This is a genomic window from Pseudomonas folii, assembly GCF_014357575.1.
Classification (GTDB): Bacteria; Pseudomonadota; Gammaproteobacteria; order Pseudomonadales; family Pseudomonadaceae; genus Aquipseudomonas; species Aquipseudomonas folii.
In genome coordinates, this window is record NZ_JACONW010000125.1 from 1 (window position 1) to 16,132 (window position 16,132).

A 16,132-nucleotide genomic window follows, 5' to 3' on the forward strand; every position below is an offset into this window, starting at 1 on the left:
CCCACCGCGAGGCCGCGATAGCGGTCTGCCTGATACACCGCCATCGCGGCCTCGCGTTGCTCGTGCGCTACAGAGAGGGATTTAATCCAACGTTTTATGCAGTCCTTGTTAGCTGCGAGGGCTTGTTTACGTCACCACCCGATAGCAAGGCTCATACGCCGCGCCACCCGGCAGCTTCATGCGATGCTGTTCAACGAACGCGTGCAGCAGTCGATCCAGCGGCTCCATGATTTCGTTGTCACCGTGGATCTCATAAGGCCCATGTTGCTCGATCAGGCGAATGCCTTTGTCTTTGACGTTACCGGCGACAATCCCCGAAAACGCACGACGCAGATTGGCGGCCAGTTGATGCGGCGGTAATGACCGGCTCAATTGCAGGGCTGCCATGTTTTCGTGGGTGGGATCGAACGGGTGCTGGAAGCCTTCGTCGATTTTCAGCAGCCAGTTGAAGTGGAACGCGTCATTGCGGTCGCGGCGGAACTGTTTGACGGTCTTGAGCCCGGCAGTCATTTCCCTGGCCACTTCAGCGGGGTCATCGATGATGATCTGGTAGTGCTTGTAAGCCGATTCGCCCAGAGTCGCGCCAACAAACGCGTGCAGTTGTTCCAGATACGGCGCTGCGCTTTTCGGACCGGTCAGAACCACCGGGAAAGGCAGTTCGCGGTTGTCCGGGTGCATGAGGATGCCCAGCAGGTATAGGAACTCTTCCGCAGTGCCCGCGCCACCCGGGAAAATGATGATGCCGTGGCCAACGCGCACAAAGGCTTCAAGGCGCTTCTCGATATCGGGCAGGATGACCAGCTCATTGACGATCGGGTTAGGCGCTTCTGCCGCGATGATGCCGGGCTCGGTCAGGCCCAGATACCGGCCCGCGTTGATCCGCTGTTTGGCGTGGGCAATAGTTGCACCCTTCATCGGGCCTTTCATCACGCCAGGGCCGCAGCCGGTGCAGATGTCCAGGCTGCGCAGGCCCAATTCGTGGCCAACCTTCTTGGTGTATTTGTACTCTTCGGTATTGATCGAATGACCGCCCCAGCAAACCACCATCTTCGGTTCAAGACCCGGACGCAGCGTGCGAGCGTTACGCAGCAGGTGAAACACGTAGTCGGTGATGCCTTGGGAGCTTTCGAGATCAATGCGCTGACTGTCCAGTTCGCTCTCGGTGTACACGATGTCGCGCAAGGCGCTGAACAGCATTTCACGAGTGCTGGCAATCATTTCGCCGTCGACGAATGCATCGGCGGGTGCATTGAGGAGTTCAAGGCGCACACCACGATCCTGCTGGTGAATGCGGACTTCGAAGCTCTCGTAGGCCTCAAGAATGGTCTTGGCGTTATCGACATGCGCGCCGGTGTTGAGAATAGCCAGGGCGCACTGGCGGAAGAGGGTGTAAATGCTGCCTGAACCGGCGGCACTGAGTTGCTGTACTTCGCGTTGGGACAGTGTTTCGAGGCTGCCCTTTGGACTTACCGAGGCGTTGATTACTTGTCTTGGGGGCATTCTGAATTCCCTTGAAGAAATGCCGGTGAGCCAGTCGGGCCCACGCGCATCTGAATAGTGAGACCCTGCATGACCCTGCGCGAAGAGGCGGCTGGCCGGGCAAGTGTCTGGTTGAATACCGTGGGGCAAAAAGCCAACACCACGGTTTAAGCGGGCCGACAAACCCGGATGACTCAATATCCTCCTTGTCTGGGTTGCTGCTCTGAATTATTGAGGTGCGGCTGATTGTGCGAACCTGAGCAGGCATCGCCATTCAACCGGTGAATCAATTAAGCGTCAACTCCTTACAAGTGAGTGAGTTACAGCCCGCATCCTATACCCGATCAAGGTTTGCTGGCAGCCTTCGCTGTACGTCGTGGCTTGGCAGCACTGGCGCCCGATGGTTTGCGCTTGCCGGTCTTGCGTTTGCCTTTCCACGGCGGCTTGCCTCCGGCAGGGCTTGCTGATGCGGTGATGACCATGCGCATGCCCATACAGCGACTGACCTGCTTGCTCATCCAGGTGGCCTGTCGAGAGACAAACTCTTCCAGGCTCATCTCGCCAGCCTGGACCATATCCAGCGCCTGTTCCCAGATGGCGGTAGTGCCCGGATCGGCGATTGCGCGGGGCACCGCGTCGATCAGACTGAACGCAGCCGGTGTCGCCGCCAGGGCCTTGCCGTTCTTGCTCAGATAACCCCGATCCAGCAAGCCCTGAATGATGCCCGCACGTGTTGCTTCGGTGCCAATCCCGGTGGTGTCCTTGAGTTTCTGTTTGAGCCGCGGATCTTCCACCAGCCGGGCGACATTTTTCATCGCCTTGATCAGGTCGCCTTCTGTGAACGGCTTGGGTGGCTGGGTCCAGAGATCCTTGAGGGTGACGCTGTCGACCGTATAATCGCTGCCTTCGGTCAGCCTCGGCAAAGCTTGCGGTGCGGGCGCTTCCCGCCCTTTTGGTGGCGTCAGTGCTTCCGGTAAAGCGCGTTTCCAGCCTGGCTCGACGATCACCTTGCCGGTAGCCCGGAGCTTTTCACCGCCACAGTCGAAGTCGGCCTGCGTGCGATCATATTCATGATTGGGCAGAAACTGCGCAAGGTAGCGGGCTCGAATCAAGGTAAACACGGCGCGGTATTTGCCCGTCAGTTGATCGAGGGACTTGCCCGCGCCCGTGGGGATGATGCCGTGGTGAGCGCTGACCTTTGCGTCGTTCCAGGCACGCGAGCGCCGAGCCGGATCAAGGTGTTTGAGCAATTCGTTCAGCGCCGGGTCTGCGCGGCCCAGTGCGGCAATGATCTTCGCCGCATCGCCATGCTGGCTGACAGGCAGATACCCGCAGTCGCTACGCGGATAGGTGATGACCTTGTGGGTTTCATAAAGTGATTGGGCAACCTCAAGGGTTTCCTGTGCGCCGAGGCCAAGTTTTTTTGAACATATCTCCTGCAACGTGCCGAGGTCGAAAGGCAGCGGCGCGGCTTCACGTACCCGTTCGGTTCTCAGCTTCAGAAGTTTCGCACTCGCCGCGTTGCGCATGACCTCAGCGGCTTGCTGCGCAGTGGTCTGGTTCAGGCATCGATCCTGGTCGTCACAGACATCGGCGGCAGCGCGCCACTGAGCGGTGAAAGGCTGGCCGTCGTGGAGGAGTTGTACGTCGATGGCCCAGAAGGGCACAGGCACGAAGTCGGCGATGCTGCGGTCGCGATCCACTACCAGCCGCAGCGTTGGGGTTTGCACACGTCCGACCGGCAATACGCCTTGATAGCCCGACTGGCGGCCGAGGAGGGTGAACAGGCGACTCATGTTCATGCCGATCAGCCAGTCTGCCCGTGAGCGGCCCAGCGCCGAGTGATAAAGACTGAAGGTTTCGGCGCCGGGCTTGAGAGCGTTCAGGGCTTTGCGAATCGACGCATCGTCCAGTGCCGACAGCCAGAGGCGTTGTATCGGTCCGCGATAACGGCAATGGTCCACCAGCTCCCGGGCGATCATTTCGCCTTCGCGGTCGGCATCTGTAGCGATCACCAGCTCGGCGGCCTCGCCCAGCAGACGTTTGACCGCTTTGAACTGGCTTGCAGTGCGCGGCTTGACCAGCATCTTCCATTTTTCCGGAACGATGGGCAGGTCATCCAGCACCCAGCGTTTGTAGCGGGCGTCGTAACTGTCGGGAGGCGCGGTTTCCAGCAGATGGCCGATGCACCACGTCACCGTCGCGTTGGGCCCCACCCAGCAGCCGTCGCCACGGCGATTTGCGCCTAATACAGCGGCGATATCTTTGGCCTGGGAGGGTTTTTCGCACAGAAACAACCGCATGGATACCATCGTTTTTTACGGATTTTGATGGGGGTACAGCATGAGCAGTAAGGACGTTTTCGGCAAGGTTTATCTGTATGGATATACAGATAAGGATTGTGGGAAAGTGGCATGGCGTTTCAATCGCTCTCGCAGGACACACTGATGACGTGGGACCGGCTTCAGCCGGGAAGAGGCCAGTCCAGTCATCCAGAATGGGACATCAGATATACCGCTTTCCCGGCTAAAGCCGGTCCCACGTCGGATCGCTTGTGGGCAAGCATGGAAATCTCCCACAGGATCCGTGTAATCCCGCAAACCTTGCACCAACCGCTCTGGCACCGCTATTTTGTCCCTACGCTAACTAAAGAAAACCAATTCAAGGAAGTTCGATGAGCTGGATGTTTCTGTTATTTGCCGGCGCCTGCGAAATCATCTACGCAGCAGTAATGCCCCGTACGGACGGTTTCACGAGGCTGCTGCCCAGTCTGTTCTGCGGTTTTTTCATCTGCCTGAGCATGTACCTGCTTTCTCTCGCCACCCGTACCATCCCGGTAGGTACGGCCTATGCTGTATGGGTCGGAATCGGTGCGTTGGGCACTGCGGTTTACGGCATGCTGGTACTGGGCGAAGATCGCAGTGTGCTGCGGATTCTGTGTTTTTTGCTGATTCTGGCTGGCATCGTTGGATTGAAAATGGTGTCCGCACCCGTTAAATAAAAGGTTGCGGCGCCTGTTGAACTATACCCAATCAGAACAAAACATCTAAAACAGCGTCGAAAGCCCGACTAGTGTCCTGTCTCGGTTTGAAGGAGCCATTTATGTTTATCCGGTCGTTGACCCTCGCCACGTTGCTTATCTCTGCGGGCCCTCTGCTTGCGGCTGACAGCGACAGCCCTCTGAACCAGGACCGCGGCAAGTCGCGCCCATTGATCGTTATTGCGCCGAGCACACTGGACCCGACACTGGTCAATCTGCAAAAAGAGCTCAAGGAACCGGAAAACCAGAAGGGTTTCGCGGAGCGTGGCATGGTGCTTTATACGGTGGTTGCCATGATCGGCAAACGTGACGGTAAGGATCTTGATCCTCAGGCAACCATGGCGCTGATTCGGGAGCTGAAACTGGGGGCGAGCAGGGGAACCAAGGTCGTTCTGGTGGGCAAGGACGGTGAGAAAAAACTTGATCAGCTTGGCCCCATTGCTGTGAAAGACCTGTTCACCACAATTGACCAATTACCGACCGAAGAAAAGGCTGCCACCGCTCCGGCGGTGGTTGCTCCGGTGCCTGAGGCCAAGCCTGGCGCAGAGAAGTCCGGCAAACCGGCGAAAGGTGCGCCCAAAACACTCGATGACTGAGCCGTAAAGGTCTGAACTGGCGGGCCAGCCGATAGCGGCGAAACGCCACTCAAAACGTTAGTATGTGCACGGGGCAAGGCCCGGGACCGACGCAGCCGCGGTCCCGGGCCTTTGCTTTAGGGGGTTGAACTCGATTTGGGCGATGTAAGACCATGAAGACCGTTGCAATCGTTTTGTTTCCTGACTTCCTTTTGCTCGACATGGCCGGGCCGATGGAGGTGTTCTCTATCGCCAACCGCTATCTAGATCCCTCCAGACACTATCAGTTGACCACTGTGGGCACTCAGGCGTCGGCCATTCGCGCGTCAAACGGCGTCACCGTTCACCCGGACGTCTGCGTCGAAACGGCACCCACTGCCTTCGACCTGGTGCTGGTGCCGGGTGGTCCGGGGTCTTACAACGACAGTCATCCGCCGCTGGTTGCCTGGCTGCAGCAAGCCGCGCAGGAATCAATCCTCTACGGTTCGATTTGCACCGGCGCTTTTTTGCTGGGCAGAGCCGGTTTGCTTGACGGTCACACCGTTACCACCCACTGGCACTACACCGAGCGCTTGATCAAGGGGTTCCCGGCCGCGCAGGTCACCACCGACCAGATCTACATCAAGGATCGCCGCCTGGTGACTTCTGGCGGGGTCACGGCAGGGATCGATCTCGCACTGGCACTCGTCGCAGAAGATCACGGCAGAAAAGTCGCGCTGGATGTGGCCAAGGTTTTGTTGGTGGTGATGAAGCGGCAGGGCGGCCAGGCGCAATTCAGCCCGCTGGTGGCCACTGTTGCAACCCAGGAAACGCCGATTACTCGAATTCAGAACTACCTTATCGAGCACCTTGACGAAGAGTTCAGCATCGAGCGAATGGCTTCGATGGCAGCCATGAGTCCGCGACATTTTGCTCGAGTGTTCAGCCGCGAGGTGGGCATGACGCCGATGGCGTTCATCCAGAATGCGCGGCTGGACCGGGCGCGCAACCTGCTGGAAACCACCGTGCTGCCGCTCAAGACGGTTGCCCACCGCAGTGGCTTTGGCAGCGTGCGTTACATGCGCTCGCTATTCAGCGACAGGTTGGGCCTGACGCCGAGTCAGTATCGACAGCAGTTTGGTTGATGGCTTCGTTATCGCGTTGCGGTCTTTTGGGAGCGAGGCTTGCCCGCGATAAGGCTGGATACGACGATAGACCTGATATCTGCGGTGCCCTCATCGCGGGCAAGCCTCGCTCCCACATATACCGCGCTATTCCGTAGGACCGGCTTTAGCCGGGAGGACGTCGGGAAATTCGCTAAATATCCTTCGGTAGAAATACCGCTCTCCCGGCTAAAGCCGGTCCTACAAGATCAAGATCAAGATCATGCTCGCAGGTGAACATAGAATCTCCCACATGTTCTTTGTACGCTGTTCAATAGCGTCGTATCAGCCTGCTATGTCCTGATCATGCACCTTGATGGCCGTTGCGCTCCCCCTGCGAGGGTTGTTAGAAAACTGACGACTGCGAAGATGACTCAAGGACATTTCGCAAGGTTTTATCGTCATGGACAACCCGCTGCACGACGTCAACGACGGGCTGGATGAGCCTGTCACCGGCGGTCTTACTCCCGACCGTTTGGCACTGGTCAAACAGCTCATCACTGCTGACCTGAGCAAGAAAGTCTCTGTGCCTTTTCTGGCCGCGTCCTGCGAGTTGACTCGCAGTCATTTCTCTCGCTCATTCAAACGCAGTACCGGCATGTCCCCACAGGAATGGATTCGCAACCAGCGCATTGAGCAGGCCAAGCAACTCATCAAAGACTCGGAAATGACTCTCACGCAAATCAGCGCCGAATGCGGTTTTTGCGATCAGGCGCATTTCTCTCATATGTTCAGCAAGACCGAGGGCACCAATCCCGCCCGTTGGCGGGGCGATGAGCGCAAGTTGAAGGCGGCCAGCCAGCGTCAATATTCGCGCAATTCCCGCCACATATGGACCTTGGAAATAAACCCGGCTTCGGTCGCTACAGCCAACGGCTCCAGGCCAAAGGACTCGAATCCGTTGTGCTCGTAAAGCTTGCGAGCTGAGGCATTGTTTTCGCTGACGGTCAGCTGCACCAGCAATGCATGTGGCCGTTTGCGCGCATAGCTCAGAGCCGCATCGATCAGTGCCTGGCCCAAGCCTTTGCCTTGCTGACCGGCCACCACATACATGCCGAACAGTAAAACCTTGTGTCGCGCCCGTTGCCGGTTGCTGAAGGTCAGCCCCACCGCACCCAGGATGGCGTCACCGTCAGTGATGCCAAACACCACTTGTCCCGCATCTTCTGCCGGGTCGAGCCGCTTTTCCCACCAGGACAAGGGTAGGGCAGCGCGCTCTTCTGTGGATGAGGTGAAGGCCTCGGGATGTCGTGTATAGGCGTCCAGCATCAAATTTCGATAAGCCGCCGCGTGCCGGGCCTGCAAACGTTCCACCTTGAATGCACTGGACATGGCTTACACCACTGCAATCAGATCAAGTTTAACGGTGGCATTCTTTGGCAACTGATAGACGCCAACCGAAGTGCGAGTGTGCGCACCGACGTCCCCCAGCACGAAGAACAGCACTTCGGACGCAGCGTCGGCCACTTCGCTTTGCCGGGTGAAATCCTGAGCGCATTGCACGTAGAGGTTCATGCGCAGCAGCCGCTTGATCCCGTCCAGCGAACCCGCGCTGCGTTGCAGCAAGGCCAGGGCGCGCATGGCGCAAACCTTCGCTCCCAGTTGCGCTTGAGCCAGAGTGGTATCGGCCCCTGCGCGTCCGGTGACGACTACCGTGTCGCCAACCCGGGGAATTTGCCCGCTGATGTAAATCTCGTCGTTGTGGCGGATCAGAGGCACATAATTGCCGCCGATTTTGATCTCGCCATCAAAGCTATAACCAAGCTGTTCGGCAATCAGGTTGAAGCGCTGGTCTGCTGACATGTCGCGTTCCGTGACGAGGATGAATGAGAGGCGAAGAGTGCCTTTATCGCCTCAAGCCCGTGACATGGCAAGCGGTCACGCATGGATTCTCTGGTCTTAGCCACCGTCGTGAAGATGAGTCGCCCTCTAGCGGGCAATGCCAAGTAGAATCACGCTCCTGAAGGTTTTTGAGGTTTGCAGTGGTGGAGGATGTACAGCAGGGCTTTATCCTGAGCCGACACTGGCGTGATACGCCGGAAGGTACGCAGGTGGAATTCTGGCTGGCGACTGACAACGGTCCCCGGCACATTCGCTTGCCTGTGCAACCCTCGGTGGCGTTCATTCCTGCTGAACAGCGTGCCCGTGCCGAAGCCGTATTGCGCAGCGAGTCCGGGGTCGAGCTTCGTGAGCTGAGCCTGTGTGATTTCCGCCATCGTCCGGTGCTGGGGGTTTATTGCCAGCAGCACCGGCAATTGATGAACCTGGAAAAATCCCTGCGCAAGGGCGGCGTGGATGTCTATGAAGCCGACATTCGCCCGCCAGAACGCTATCTGATGGAGCGTTTTATCACCGCCCCGGTGCAATTCAGCGGCGTTGCAGACAGCAACGGCACCCTGTGCGAGGCGCAGATCCGCCCCACAGAGCATTACCGGCCGCAACTACGCCTGGCGTCGCTGGATATCGAGACCACCGAAAAAGGCGAGTTGTATTCCATCGCGCTGGAAGGCTGCGGTCAGCGTCAGGTTTACATGCTCGGCCCCGCCAATGGTGACGATCGCTACGTCGACTTCGCGCTTGAATACTGCGACACCCGCAAGTTGTTGCTGGAGCGCCTCAATCAGTGGCTTGAACGTCACGATCCGGACGCGATCATCGGCTGGAATGTGGTGCAGTTCGACCTGCGGGTGCTGCACGAGCACGCGCAGAGACTACAAGTGCCATTACGTCTAGGGCGTGGTGGAGAAGCCATGGGTTGGCGCGAGCACGGCTCGCGCAACAACCACTTTTTCGCCGATGCCAGCGGGCGTCTGATCATCGACGGCATCGAGGCGCTACGCTCGGCCACCTGGAGCTTTCCGTCGTTCAGTCTGGAAAATGTCGCTCAGACCTTGCTTGGAGAGGGCAAGGCGATCGATACGCCTTACCAGCGCATGGACGAAATCAATCGCATGTTCGCCGAAGACAAGCCCGCGCTGGCACGCTACAACCTGAAGGACTGCGAACTGGTGACGCGGATCTTCGCCAAGACCGAGTTGCTGACCTTCCTGCTGGAGCGCGCCTCGGTCACGGGGTTGCCTGCTGACCGCAGCGGTGGTTCGGTGGCGGCGTTCTGTCATCTGTACATTCCGTTGATGCATCGCCAGGGCTTTGTGGCGCCCAACCTTGGCGAGCGCATGCCGGAGGCCAGCCCCGGTGGCTTTGTCATGGATTCGCAGCCGGGATTGTATGAGTCGGTGTTGGTACTGGATTACAAGAGCCTGTACCCGTCGATCATCCGCACTTTCCTGATCGATCCGGTGGGGCTGGTGGAAGGCTTGCGCAATCCTTCGGATGAAGATTCGGTACCGGGTTTTCGCGGTGGTCGCTTCTCTCGCACCCGGCATTGCCTGCCCGCCATTGTCGAGCGAGTCTGGCAGGGGCGCGAGACGGCCAAGCGGGAAAACAACCAGCCGCTATCCCAGGCGTTGAAAATCATCATGAACGCTTTTTATGGTGTGCTTGGCTCCAGCGGCTGCCGGTTTTTCGACACGCGGCTCGCGTCGTCGATCACCTTGCGCGGCCACGAGATCATGCGCCGAACCCGACAGCTAATCGAAGCCCAAGGCTATACGGTGATCTATGGCGATACCGACTCCACGTTCGTCTGGCTCAAAAGCCTGCACGGCGAGGAAGAGGCGACCCGGATTGGCCGTACGCTTGTGCAGCAGGTCAACCAATGGTGGCGCGAGCATTTACAGCAGGAATACGGCCTGACCAGTGCGCTTGAGCTGCAGTTCGAGACGCACTTTCGACGGTTCCTGATGCCGACCATTCGCGGCGCGGAAGAGGGCAGCAAGAAGCGCTACGCCGGGCTGGTCAGGCGCGCGGATGGTTCCGATGAAATGATTTACAAAGGCCTGGAAACGGTCCGCACCGATTGGTCACCCCTGGCGCGGGAATTTCAGCAGGAGTTGTACTCGCGGATTTTTCACCGGCGACCGTATCAGGATTATGTGCGCGACTATGTGCGTCGTACCGTGGCGGGGGAGCTGGATGACTTGCTGATTTACCGCAAACGGCTGCGACGCAGGCTGGATGATTATGAGCGTAACGTGCCGCCTCATGTCCGGGCAGCACGCCTTGCCGACGAGCACAATGCAAGCCTGGGCCGCCCCAAGCAGTATCAGAATGGCGGCTGGATCAGCTACGTTATCAGCGTCGCCGGGCCGGAGCCTCTGGAAGTGAGGCATGCGCCCATCGACTACGACCATTACGTCACCCGTCAGCTACAACCCATCGCCGAGGCCATCCTGCCGTTTGTGGATGATGATTTCAGTACGCTGATTGGCGGGCAGTTGGGGTTGTTTTAGTTGGGGCTGTTGGAGCGAGGCTTGCCCGCGAACCTGCCGACGCGGAATGGCAGTTAAACAGTGTTATGGTTCTTCGCGGGCAAGCCTCGCTCCAACAGATTGCACGCATCAGATATCTCTGTGCCCAACCAATCGCTCCGCCAACTCCGGCAACAATGCCTCGCACGACATTTCAATCTTCAGATCCAGCAGCTCATCCGCTCGGGTCTTGCCGATGTTGATGGCGATCAGTGGCTTGCCTTGCTCGCTTATTGCTTTGCACAGACGGAAAGCCGAGTAGGCCATCAGTGAAGAACCCACCACCAGCAAGCCGTCAGCATGGGTCACGCTGGCCAGCGCTTGTGCCGCGGTAGGCGGTGCAACGTTTTCGCCGAAGAACACCACGTCGGGCTTGAGGCGCTGGCCATCGCAGTGGGGGCAATGTGGCAACTGGAAGCGCGATTCGAATGCGGGGTCGAGCAAGGTATCGCCATCCGGCGCCTGCACCGCGTCAACGTCTGCCAGATAGGGGTTCTGTGCTTCCATCAATGGCTGAATCGCGGCGCGATCAATGCGTTCGCCACAGTCAAGGCACAGCACCCGATGCAGGCTGCCATGCAGCTCGACGACATCAGTACTGCCAGCCTGATCGTGTAGCGTATCGACGTTTTGTGTGATCAACCCGTCGATGTACTCATGAGATTGCAGCGTCGCCAAAGCCCGATGTGCGGCGTTGGGCTGAGCCACCCGCACTCGCGGCCAGCCCAGCATCGCTCGTGCCCAATAGCGTCGCCGTGCCTCCGGTGAGCCGAGAAATTCCTGAAACATCATCGGCGCTTTGCCGCGCCTTACGCCGTCGGTATCCCGATAATCGGGAATGCCCGACGGTGTGCTGATGCCTGCCCCGGTCAGGACCACAAAGCGTTTTTGCGCCATGAGCGTGAAAAGCGCTTCTACCGGGGCGACGGACAGGCTGTTCAGCATGATTGGATCTCCGCGTGGCGTGAGTGATATCTGACCCGGCGGATGCTTGAATGGTGCCCTCTACACGAGACTCACGGTCTGGACATGACCATCAAGCGCACGGCCATCAGGGTCAGCACAGCGGCGAGCACTCTGTGTTGCAGCTTGCCCAACCGTTCCTTACCTGCAAACCAACGATTGATGGTACTGCCAAATGCACCCAGTACGGCATGAAAGACGAACGCAATCACTGTCAGCACAAGGCCGAGCATGATCAACTGCTGGGCGATCATGCCGTTGGAGGGGGTCACGAATTGCGGGAGAAAGACGATGAAAAACAGCAGCGCCTTGGGATTGAGCAAGCTGTTGAGCATCGACCTGACGAACACGGTTTTCAGCGAAACCTTGTTGTCGATGACGTTCTTGCCCAGCTTGCCGCCTTGCAGGGCCTTCCAGGCCATCCACAACAGATAGACCGCGCCGACATAACGAATGATGTCGAAAGACGGCGGCCATGCAGCGACGAGACCGGTCACGCCGGTTGCGGTCAGAATCGTCAGCACGACATCCGCAGCCCCGATCCCCAGTGAAACGGCCAAACCACCGCGCCAGCCATAGGTAAAACCGTGGCTCATGACAAAGGCCATGTTCGGACCCGGCGTGATCAGCAGAAGCATCACCGCGCCGCAGAATAAAGACAGTGTTTGAACGTCGATCATGAGCTGCTTCCCTTCATTGATATCGTTTGCTGACGGTAGCGAATCGCGCCGGACAGGCTGCGCTACAGTTGCTCTCGATTTTTGTGCAACAGTTTTTCCGGGCTTTACCTTCGCAGGTTTGAAATGAGAGTCTCGCCGCCTTGGCGTTTTCAGAGAGGGCAGTGATGAGTCGTTATGCGTTCAAACAGGTTGATGTATTCAGTCGTCAGGCCCTCAAGGGCAATCCGCTGGCAGTGGTGCTTGCAGCTGACGCGCTCAGCGAATCAACCATGGCCGCGTTTGCCCACTGGACCAATCTGAGTGAAACCACTTTTGTGCTTAAGCCCCAGCATCCCGAGGCGGATTATCGACTACGGATTTTCACCACGCAGCACGAGTTGCCGTTCGCTGGGCACCCGACGCTGGGCAGCTGTCACGCCTGGCTTGAGAGCGGCGGGCAGCCAAAAGGCGAGGAAATCATTCAGGAGTGCGGTATCGGGCTGGTGCGGATTCGTCGCCAGGGCGGGCAACTGGCGTTTACTGCACCAGCATTGTTGCGCTCAGAGCCCGTTGAGGATGAGTTGCTGGAACGAATTCGCACCGGAATGGGCTTGGCTGACGGTGCGATTCTTGAAGCCCGCTGGGTCGACAACGGCGCTGGATGGCTAGCACTCAGGCTTGCGGAAAGGGCCAGCGTACTGGCGCTGCAGCCGGATTATTCGCAGCTCGGCGGACTGGCAATCGGCGTATTCGCGCCTTGGGATCCTTTACTCGATGGGGATGAAGCGCAATTCGAAGTCAGAGCGTTTATCCCCGGCGACGGTATGCCAGAAGACCCGGTGACCGGTAGCCTCAATGCCGGTATCGCGCAATGGGTATTGAGTGCCGGGTTGGCAGAGGACCGCTATGTGGTCAGTCAGGGCACAGCGCTGGGCAGGCAAGGCCGGGTTTACGTGCAGCGCCTTGGTGACGATATCTGGGTGGGCGGTGAGGTGGTGACGTGTATTGAGGGTGGGGTAGAGCTGGAATGAGGCTTTACAGTGGAACTGTCATGTTTGCTCGCAACTAATGCCCCACACAAACCAATGGGACCGGCTTGGGTGTCCCTACTAAAGCCGGTCCCACTGACCATGTTCCATTCCGATGGTTAGTTCGCACGGTATTGCCGATGCGCTCGGTCGTAGATAACCCTTCAGGATTTAACGGCTTGCTCTTCAGACACAGAAAGGGTGCTGATCAGGCGTTTGATATCTTCCCGTACATCCAGAGGTAAACCTTCCAGCTCGGTTAACACTTTCGACTCGCCTGGGGAAATGGAGTCAATAGCCAATAACTCCCGAGAGCCAGTAATTACATACAAAACATCAACCCCGGCCTTCGCAACAGCTCTGAGGTATTCGGCATTGGGAAAGCGCTTGCCTCGTTCGTAAAGTCCTTGAGCATTGGCCTCAACCCCGCCAACTAAACCCAGGTCTCGCTGTGAAAGATCGAGACGCTTTCTTTCCAACTTGAGTCTTAGGCCCATGCCTTCCATTTTGGTGATTTCCTGATGCTGATCCACTTCAGTGAGAAGGTAGTTGTTTGAAGTGTGCAGCAGATTAACAAGAAGGTCTTGCTGTTTGAAGGCTTTGGTTCCGACTGATGAACGGTGCAGCGCTTCAGGACTAGGCGACCCCTGGGCCGCGGGCGATACGCTTGCCGGGTCTGGCGGCGACCTGACTGGCTTGACCGTCACGCTGTTTGCCGGTTCTCGCTTCGCTGATTAAAGCAGGAATTAAAGGACCTTCCGGCAGGTTTTTCCAGAAACGGCTCGGAAAGTGGCCTTCCATGACTTTCGGGTTCAGGCGTGCAGGGTTGAAAATGTGGCTGTAATAGGTCAACCACAGCTCTCCACCCGGATCGTCGGCGTTGCGCGCCAGTTGTTGCCAGGCAGGCGGGCAGACACGCTGATGGATCAACTGCTGGCCGTCGTAGTAGACGCCGTCTTTGGGCGTCGCAATCATCCAGCGATGCTGCCCCATACGGCCGATAAAATGCTGACTGGCGCTGTGCAGGATGTCGTGAGCAGGTTCGTGCCATGCGACGTATTGCGGCTGTGCAAATTGCTCTGGCAGCTCAGATTCGGGCAGTGCAACAAAACGCAGAAATGCGTGCAGGTGATGGGCTTCCCGGCTGACTTGCTTGATGCGTCGATGCAGCTCGCTACCCAGTTTGTCGCCTGCCAGCATTGCGGTGCGATCCCCATGGCTGACTCGCCACAGCACTTCGTACAGCAGGCTCCAGCGCTGATCGCCGCGAAATTGCGACGCGCTTTCCAGTAATTGCAGAAGCGTCAGCGGGATCCGGGCTTGAAAGGGGCCTTGTTGCTCAGGGTAGCTGTGATCAGAGCCGAACAGATCGCTGCCGTCGCTGGATTTCCAGCTCACCTGGCTCGGATCGACTTCATGACTGAGCAGCCAGCGTGCCTGCTGTCGCCAGTTGTCGAACAGATCGTCGCAATCCAGGCAAATCATCCCCATAACCCCATTTGCTGCGGAGCAGGGCGGTCGCGCAACAACATGTGCAGTGACTCGCTGCTGCTCTCTGCCTGAGTCGGGTGATAGTCACACGTGATGATGAACGGCTTGGCCTTGGCCAGCACGCAACGCATGCGGGTCAGGTCTTCGTAGCGGATTCGACGCTGACGGCGCAGCTCCAGCAAACGGTTGGTGGTGCGGATGCCGATGCCTGGAATTCGCGCAATCTGTGAAGCATCGGCGCGGTTGAGGTCCATGGGGAACAGGCTGCGGTTGTTCAGGGCCCAGGCCAGTTTTGGATCGATGTCCAGCGCCAGATCACCCGCGCCCTGAAACAACTCCTTGACCTTGAAACCATAGCCACGCAACAGGAAATCTGCCTGATACAGACGGTGCTCGCGCATCAGCGGCGGGGCGGCCAGAGGTACGCTTTTCGGGCTATTGGGAATGGGGCTGAACGCTGAATAATAAACCCGGCGCAGGCCGTAGTTGCCGTAGAGGGATTCGGCGCTGGTGAGGATGGTGCTGTCGTCAGTCTCGTCAGCACCGACGATCATTTGCGTGCTTTGCCCGGCGGGCACGAAGCGCGGCGCGCGGGGCTCATTAAGAATCGTTTGCTGCCCGGTATGGATGGTCTGCATCGCCTGCTTGATCGTGACGACGTTTTTTTCCGGGGCCAGGGTTTTCAAGCCGTCGTCGGTGGGCAGTTCGATGTTGACGCTCAGGCGATCCGCGTAACGGCCGGCCATTTCGATCAACGCCGGGTCAGCGTCCGGGATGGTCTTGAGGTGAATGTAGCCACGAAACTCATGGACCTCTCGCAACTGGCGCGCCACCTCGATCAGTTGTTCCATGGTGTAGTCGGAAGAGCGAATGATTCCGGAACTGAGGAACAGTCCGCTGACGCAATTACGCCGGTAGAAATCCAGCGTCAGGGTGACCACTTCCTCAGGGCTGAAGCGAGCACGCGGTACGTCACTGGAGCGGCGATTGACGCAATACTGGCAGTCGTACAGGCAGAAGTTGGTCAAGAGGATCTTGAGCAGCGAAACGCAGCGCCCGTCGGGCGTATAGCTGTGGCAGATGCCCATGCCGTTGCTGGAGCCCAGACCGCTCTTGCCCTCGGAGCTACGCTTGGGCGCGCCGCTGCTGGCGCATGATGCGTCGTACTTGGCGGCGTCAGCGAGGATGCTGAGCTTGTCGATCAACTGCATGGGAAACTCCGACACTGTTTGCATGTACAGTATAGAGTTCGGTTGCAGTAGGCAATGTCCTGCGGTCGGGTGAATGGGCTTTATCAGTTATGAGAAATGGAATGCATGGATATTGTGAGTTGGAATGCAATCCCATGTGGGAGCGGTGCTTGCCCGCCATATAGGCGCCCAGGA

15 protein-coding genes are annotated in these 16,132 nt (G+C 58.2%); 6 read left to right on the forward strand and 9 right to left on the reverse strand.

Features of this window, described 5'->3' with window-relative positions; genetic code table 11:
* Window positions 1-126: 126 nt before the first annotated feature.
* Together ppnN and H8S59_RS20740 are read right to left on the reverse strand one after the other, a co-directional pair.
* Entirely contained in the window at window positions 127-1,500 is a 1,374-nt protein-coding gene (ppnN, locus tag H8S59_RS20735; protein WP_095098118.1) for a nucleotide 5'-monophosphate nucleosidase PpnN, read from the reverse strand.
* 323 nt (window positions 1,501-1,823) lie between these two features.
* Window positions 1,824-3,782 carry a DNA topoisomerase III gene (locus tag H8S59_RS20740; protein ID WP_187522648.1) on the reverse strand — a complete coding sequence of 653 codons (1,959 nt, stop codon included), beginning with the start codon at window positions 3,780-3,782 and terminating at the stop codon, window positions 1,824-1,826.
* A gap of 371 nt (window positions 3,783-4,153) precedes the next feature.
* On the opposite strand from H8S59_RS20740, the gene H8S59_RS20745 reads away from it, so the two are divergent.
* From H8S59_RS20745 to H8S59_RS20760, 4 genes are all read left to right on the forward strand, one after another.
* A complete protein-coding gene (locus H8S59_RS20745; protein WP_187522649.1) occupies window positions 4,154-4,480 on the forward strand; it encodes a DMT family transporter in 327 nt (108 codons plus the stop codon).
* Window positions 4,481-4,581: 101 nt separating this feature from the next.
* Entirely contained in the window at window positions 4,582-5,115 is a 534-nt protein-coding gene (locus tag H8S59_RS20750; RefSeq protein WP_187522650.1) for a DUF4174 domain-containing protein, read from the forward strand.
* Between the two features lie 152 nt (window positions 5,116-5,267).
* Window positions 5,268-6,218: a GlxA family transcriptional regulator gene (locus H8S59_RS20755; protein ID WP_095098107.1), complete on the forward strand. Its 951-nt coding sequence runs from the start codon at window positions 5,268-5,270 to the stop codon at window positions 6,216-6,218.
* A gap of 421 nt (window positions 6,219-6,639) precedes the next feature.
* Window positions 6,640-7,149, forward strand: a complete 510-nt coding sequence (locus tag H8S59_RS20760) for a helix-turn-helix domain-containing protein (protein WP_187522651.1) — start codon at window positions 6,640-6,642, stop codon at window positions 7,147-7,149.
* On the opposite strand, the gene H8S59_RS20765 is transcribed toward H8S59_RS20760, so the two are convergent.
* Together H8S59_RS20765 and H8S59_RS20770 are read right to left on the reverse strand one after the other, a co-directional pair.
* Window positions 7,041-7,568: a GNAT family N-acetyltransferase gene (locus tag H8S59_RS20765; RefSeq protein ID WP_187522652.1), complete on the reverse strand. Its 528-nt coding sequence runs from the start codon at window positions 7,566-7,568 to the stop codon at window positions 7,041-7,043. The two genes, H8S59_RS20760 and H8S59_RS20765, sit on opposite strands and share 109 nt — an antisense overlap.
* A 3-nt stretch (window positions 7,569-7,571) precedes the next feature.
* Window positions 7,572-8,039 carry a RidA family protein gene (locus tag H8S59_RS20770; protein ID WP_187522653.1) on the reverse strand — a complete coding sequence of 156 codons (468 nt, stop codon included), beginning with the start codon at window positions 8,037-8,039 and terminating at the stop codon, window positions 7,572-7,574.
* Between the two features lie 182 nt (window positions 8,040-8,221).
* On the opposite strand from H8S59_RS20770, the gene H8S59_RS20775 reads away from it, so the two are divergent.
* The gene (locus H8S59_RS20775) at window positions 8,222-10,588 is read left to right on the forward strand and encodes a DNA polymerase II (protein ID WP_187522654.1); all 2,367 of its coding nucleotides are present in this window, start codon (window positions 8,222-8,224) and stop codon (window positions 10,586-10,588) included.
* 108 nt (window positions 10,589-10,696) lie between these two features.
* Here the strand turns inward: H8S59_RS20775 and H8S59_RS20780 are convergent, their stop codons facing one another.
* Window positions 10,697-11,551: an NAD-dependent protein deacetylase gene (locus tag H8S59_RS20780; RefSeq protein ID WP_187522655.1), complete on the reverse strand. Its 855-nt coding sequence runs from the start codon at window positions 11,549-11,551 to the stop codon at window positions 10,697-10,699.
* 71 nt (window positions 11,552-11,622) lie between these two features.
* Window positions 11,623-12,249: a LysE family translocator gene (locus tag H8S59_RS20785; protein WP_187522656.1), complete on the reverse strand. Its 627-nt coding sequence runs from the start codon at window positions 12,247-12,249 to the stop codon at window positions 11,623-11,625.
* A gap of 164 nt (window positions 12,250-12,413) precedes the next feature.
* Between H8S59_RS20785 and H8S59_RS20790 the strand changes: the two genes are divergently transcribed.
* Complete coding sequence (locus H8S59_RS20790) at window positions 12,414-13,259, forward strand: PhzF family phenazine biosynthesis protein (RefSeq protein WP_187522657.1); 846 nt, start codon at window positions 12,414-12,416, stop codon at window positions 13,257-13,259.
* A gap of 161 nt (window positions 13,260-13,420) precedes the next feature.
* Here the strand turns inward: H8S59_RS20790 and H8S59_RS27400 are convergent, their stop codons facing one another.
* The 3 genes from H8S59_RS27400 to H8S59_RS20805 all read right to left on the reverse strand — a co-directional run bounded on the left by H8S59_RS27400 (window position 13,421) and on the right by H8S59_RS20805 (window position 15,958).
* On the reverse strand, window positions 13,421-13,762 hold the full coding sequence (locus H8S59_RS27400; protein ID WP_095098086.1) for a helix-turn-helix domain-containing protein: 342 nt from the start codon (window positions 13,760-13,762) through the stop codon (window positions 13,421-13,423).
* A 130-nt stretch (window positions 13,763-13,892) separates the two neighbouring features.
* Window positions 13,893-14,747 carry a TIGR03915 family putative DNA repair protein gene (locus H8S59_RS20800; protein WP_187522658.1) on the reverse strand — a complete coding sequence of 285 codons (855 nt, stop codon included), beginning with the start codon at window positions 14,745-14,747 and terminating at the stop codon, window positions 13,893-13,895.
* On the reverse strand, window positions 14,738-15,958 hold the full coding sequence (locus H8S59_RS20805; protein WP_095098083.1) for a putative DNA modification/repair radical SAM protein: 1,221 nt from the start codon (window positions 15,956-15,958) through the stop codon (window positions 14,738-14,740). Before H8S59_RS20805 ends, H8S59_RS20800 begins: the two co-directional genes overlap by 10 nt.
* Between the last annotated feature and the right edge of the window lie 174 nt (window positions 15,959-16,132).

Coding starts and splice junctions, on each gene's coding strand:
- H8S59_RS20780 (WP_187522655.1), bottom strand. CDS start 11,551: ATGCTGAACAGCCTGTCCGTCGCCCCGGTAGAAGCGCTTTTCACGCTC.
- H8S59_RS20760 (WP_187522651.1), top strand. CDS start 6,640: ATGGACAACCCGCTGCACGACGTCAACGACGGGCTGGATGAGCCTGTC.
- H8S59_RS27400 (WP_095098086.1), bottom strand. CDS start 13,762: ATGGAAGGCATGGGCCTAAGACTCAAGTTGGAAAGAAAGCGTCTCGAT.
- ppnN (WP_095098118.1), bottom strand. CDS start 1,500: ATGCCCCCAAGACAAGTAATCAACGCCTCGGTAAGTCCAAAGGGCAGC.
- H8S59_RS20770 (WP_187522653.1), bottom strand. CDS start 8,039: ATGTCAGCAGACCAGCGCTTCAACCTGATTGCCGAACAGCTTGGTTAT.
- H8S59_RS20790 (WP_187522657.1), top strand. CDS start 12,414: ATGAGTCGTTATGCGTTCAAACAGGTTGATGTATTCAGTCGTCAGGCC.
- H8S59_RS20755 (WP_095098107.1), top strand. CDS start 5,268: ATGAAGACCGTTGCAATCGTTTTGTTTCCTGACTTCCTTTTGCTCGAC.
- H8S59_RS20785 (WP_187522656.1), bottom strand. CDS start 12,249: ATGATCGACGTTCAAACACTGTCTTTATTCTGCGGCGCGGTGATGCTT.
- H8S59_RS20765 (WP_187522652.1), bottom strand. CDS start 7,568: ATGTCCAGTGCATTCAAGGTGGAACGTTTGCAGGCCCGGCACGCGGCG.
- H8S59_RS20800 (WP_187522658.1), bottom strand. CDS start 14,747: ATGGGGATGATTTGCCTGGATTGCGACGATCTGTTCGACAACTGGCGA.
- H8S59_RS20740 (WP_187522648.1), bottom strand. CDS start 3,782: ATGCGGTTGTTTCTGTGCGAAAAACCCTCCCAGGCCAAAGATATCGCC.
- H8S59_RS20805 (WP_095098083.1), bottom strand. CDS start 15,958: ATGCAGTTGATCGACAAGCTCAGCATCCTCGCTGACGCCGCCAAGTAC.
- H8S59_RS20750 (WP_187522650.1), top strand. CDS start 4,582: ATGTTTATCCGGTCGTTGACCCTCGCCACGTTGCTTATCTCTGCGGGC.
- H8S59_RS20745 (WP_187522649.1), top strand. CDS start 4,154: ATGAGCTGGATGTTTCTGTTATTTGCCGGCGCCTGCGAAATCATCTAC.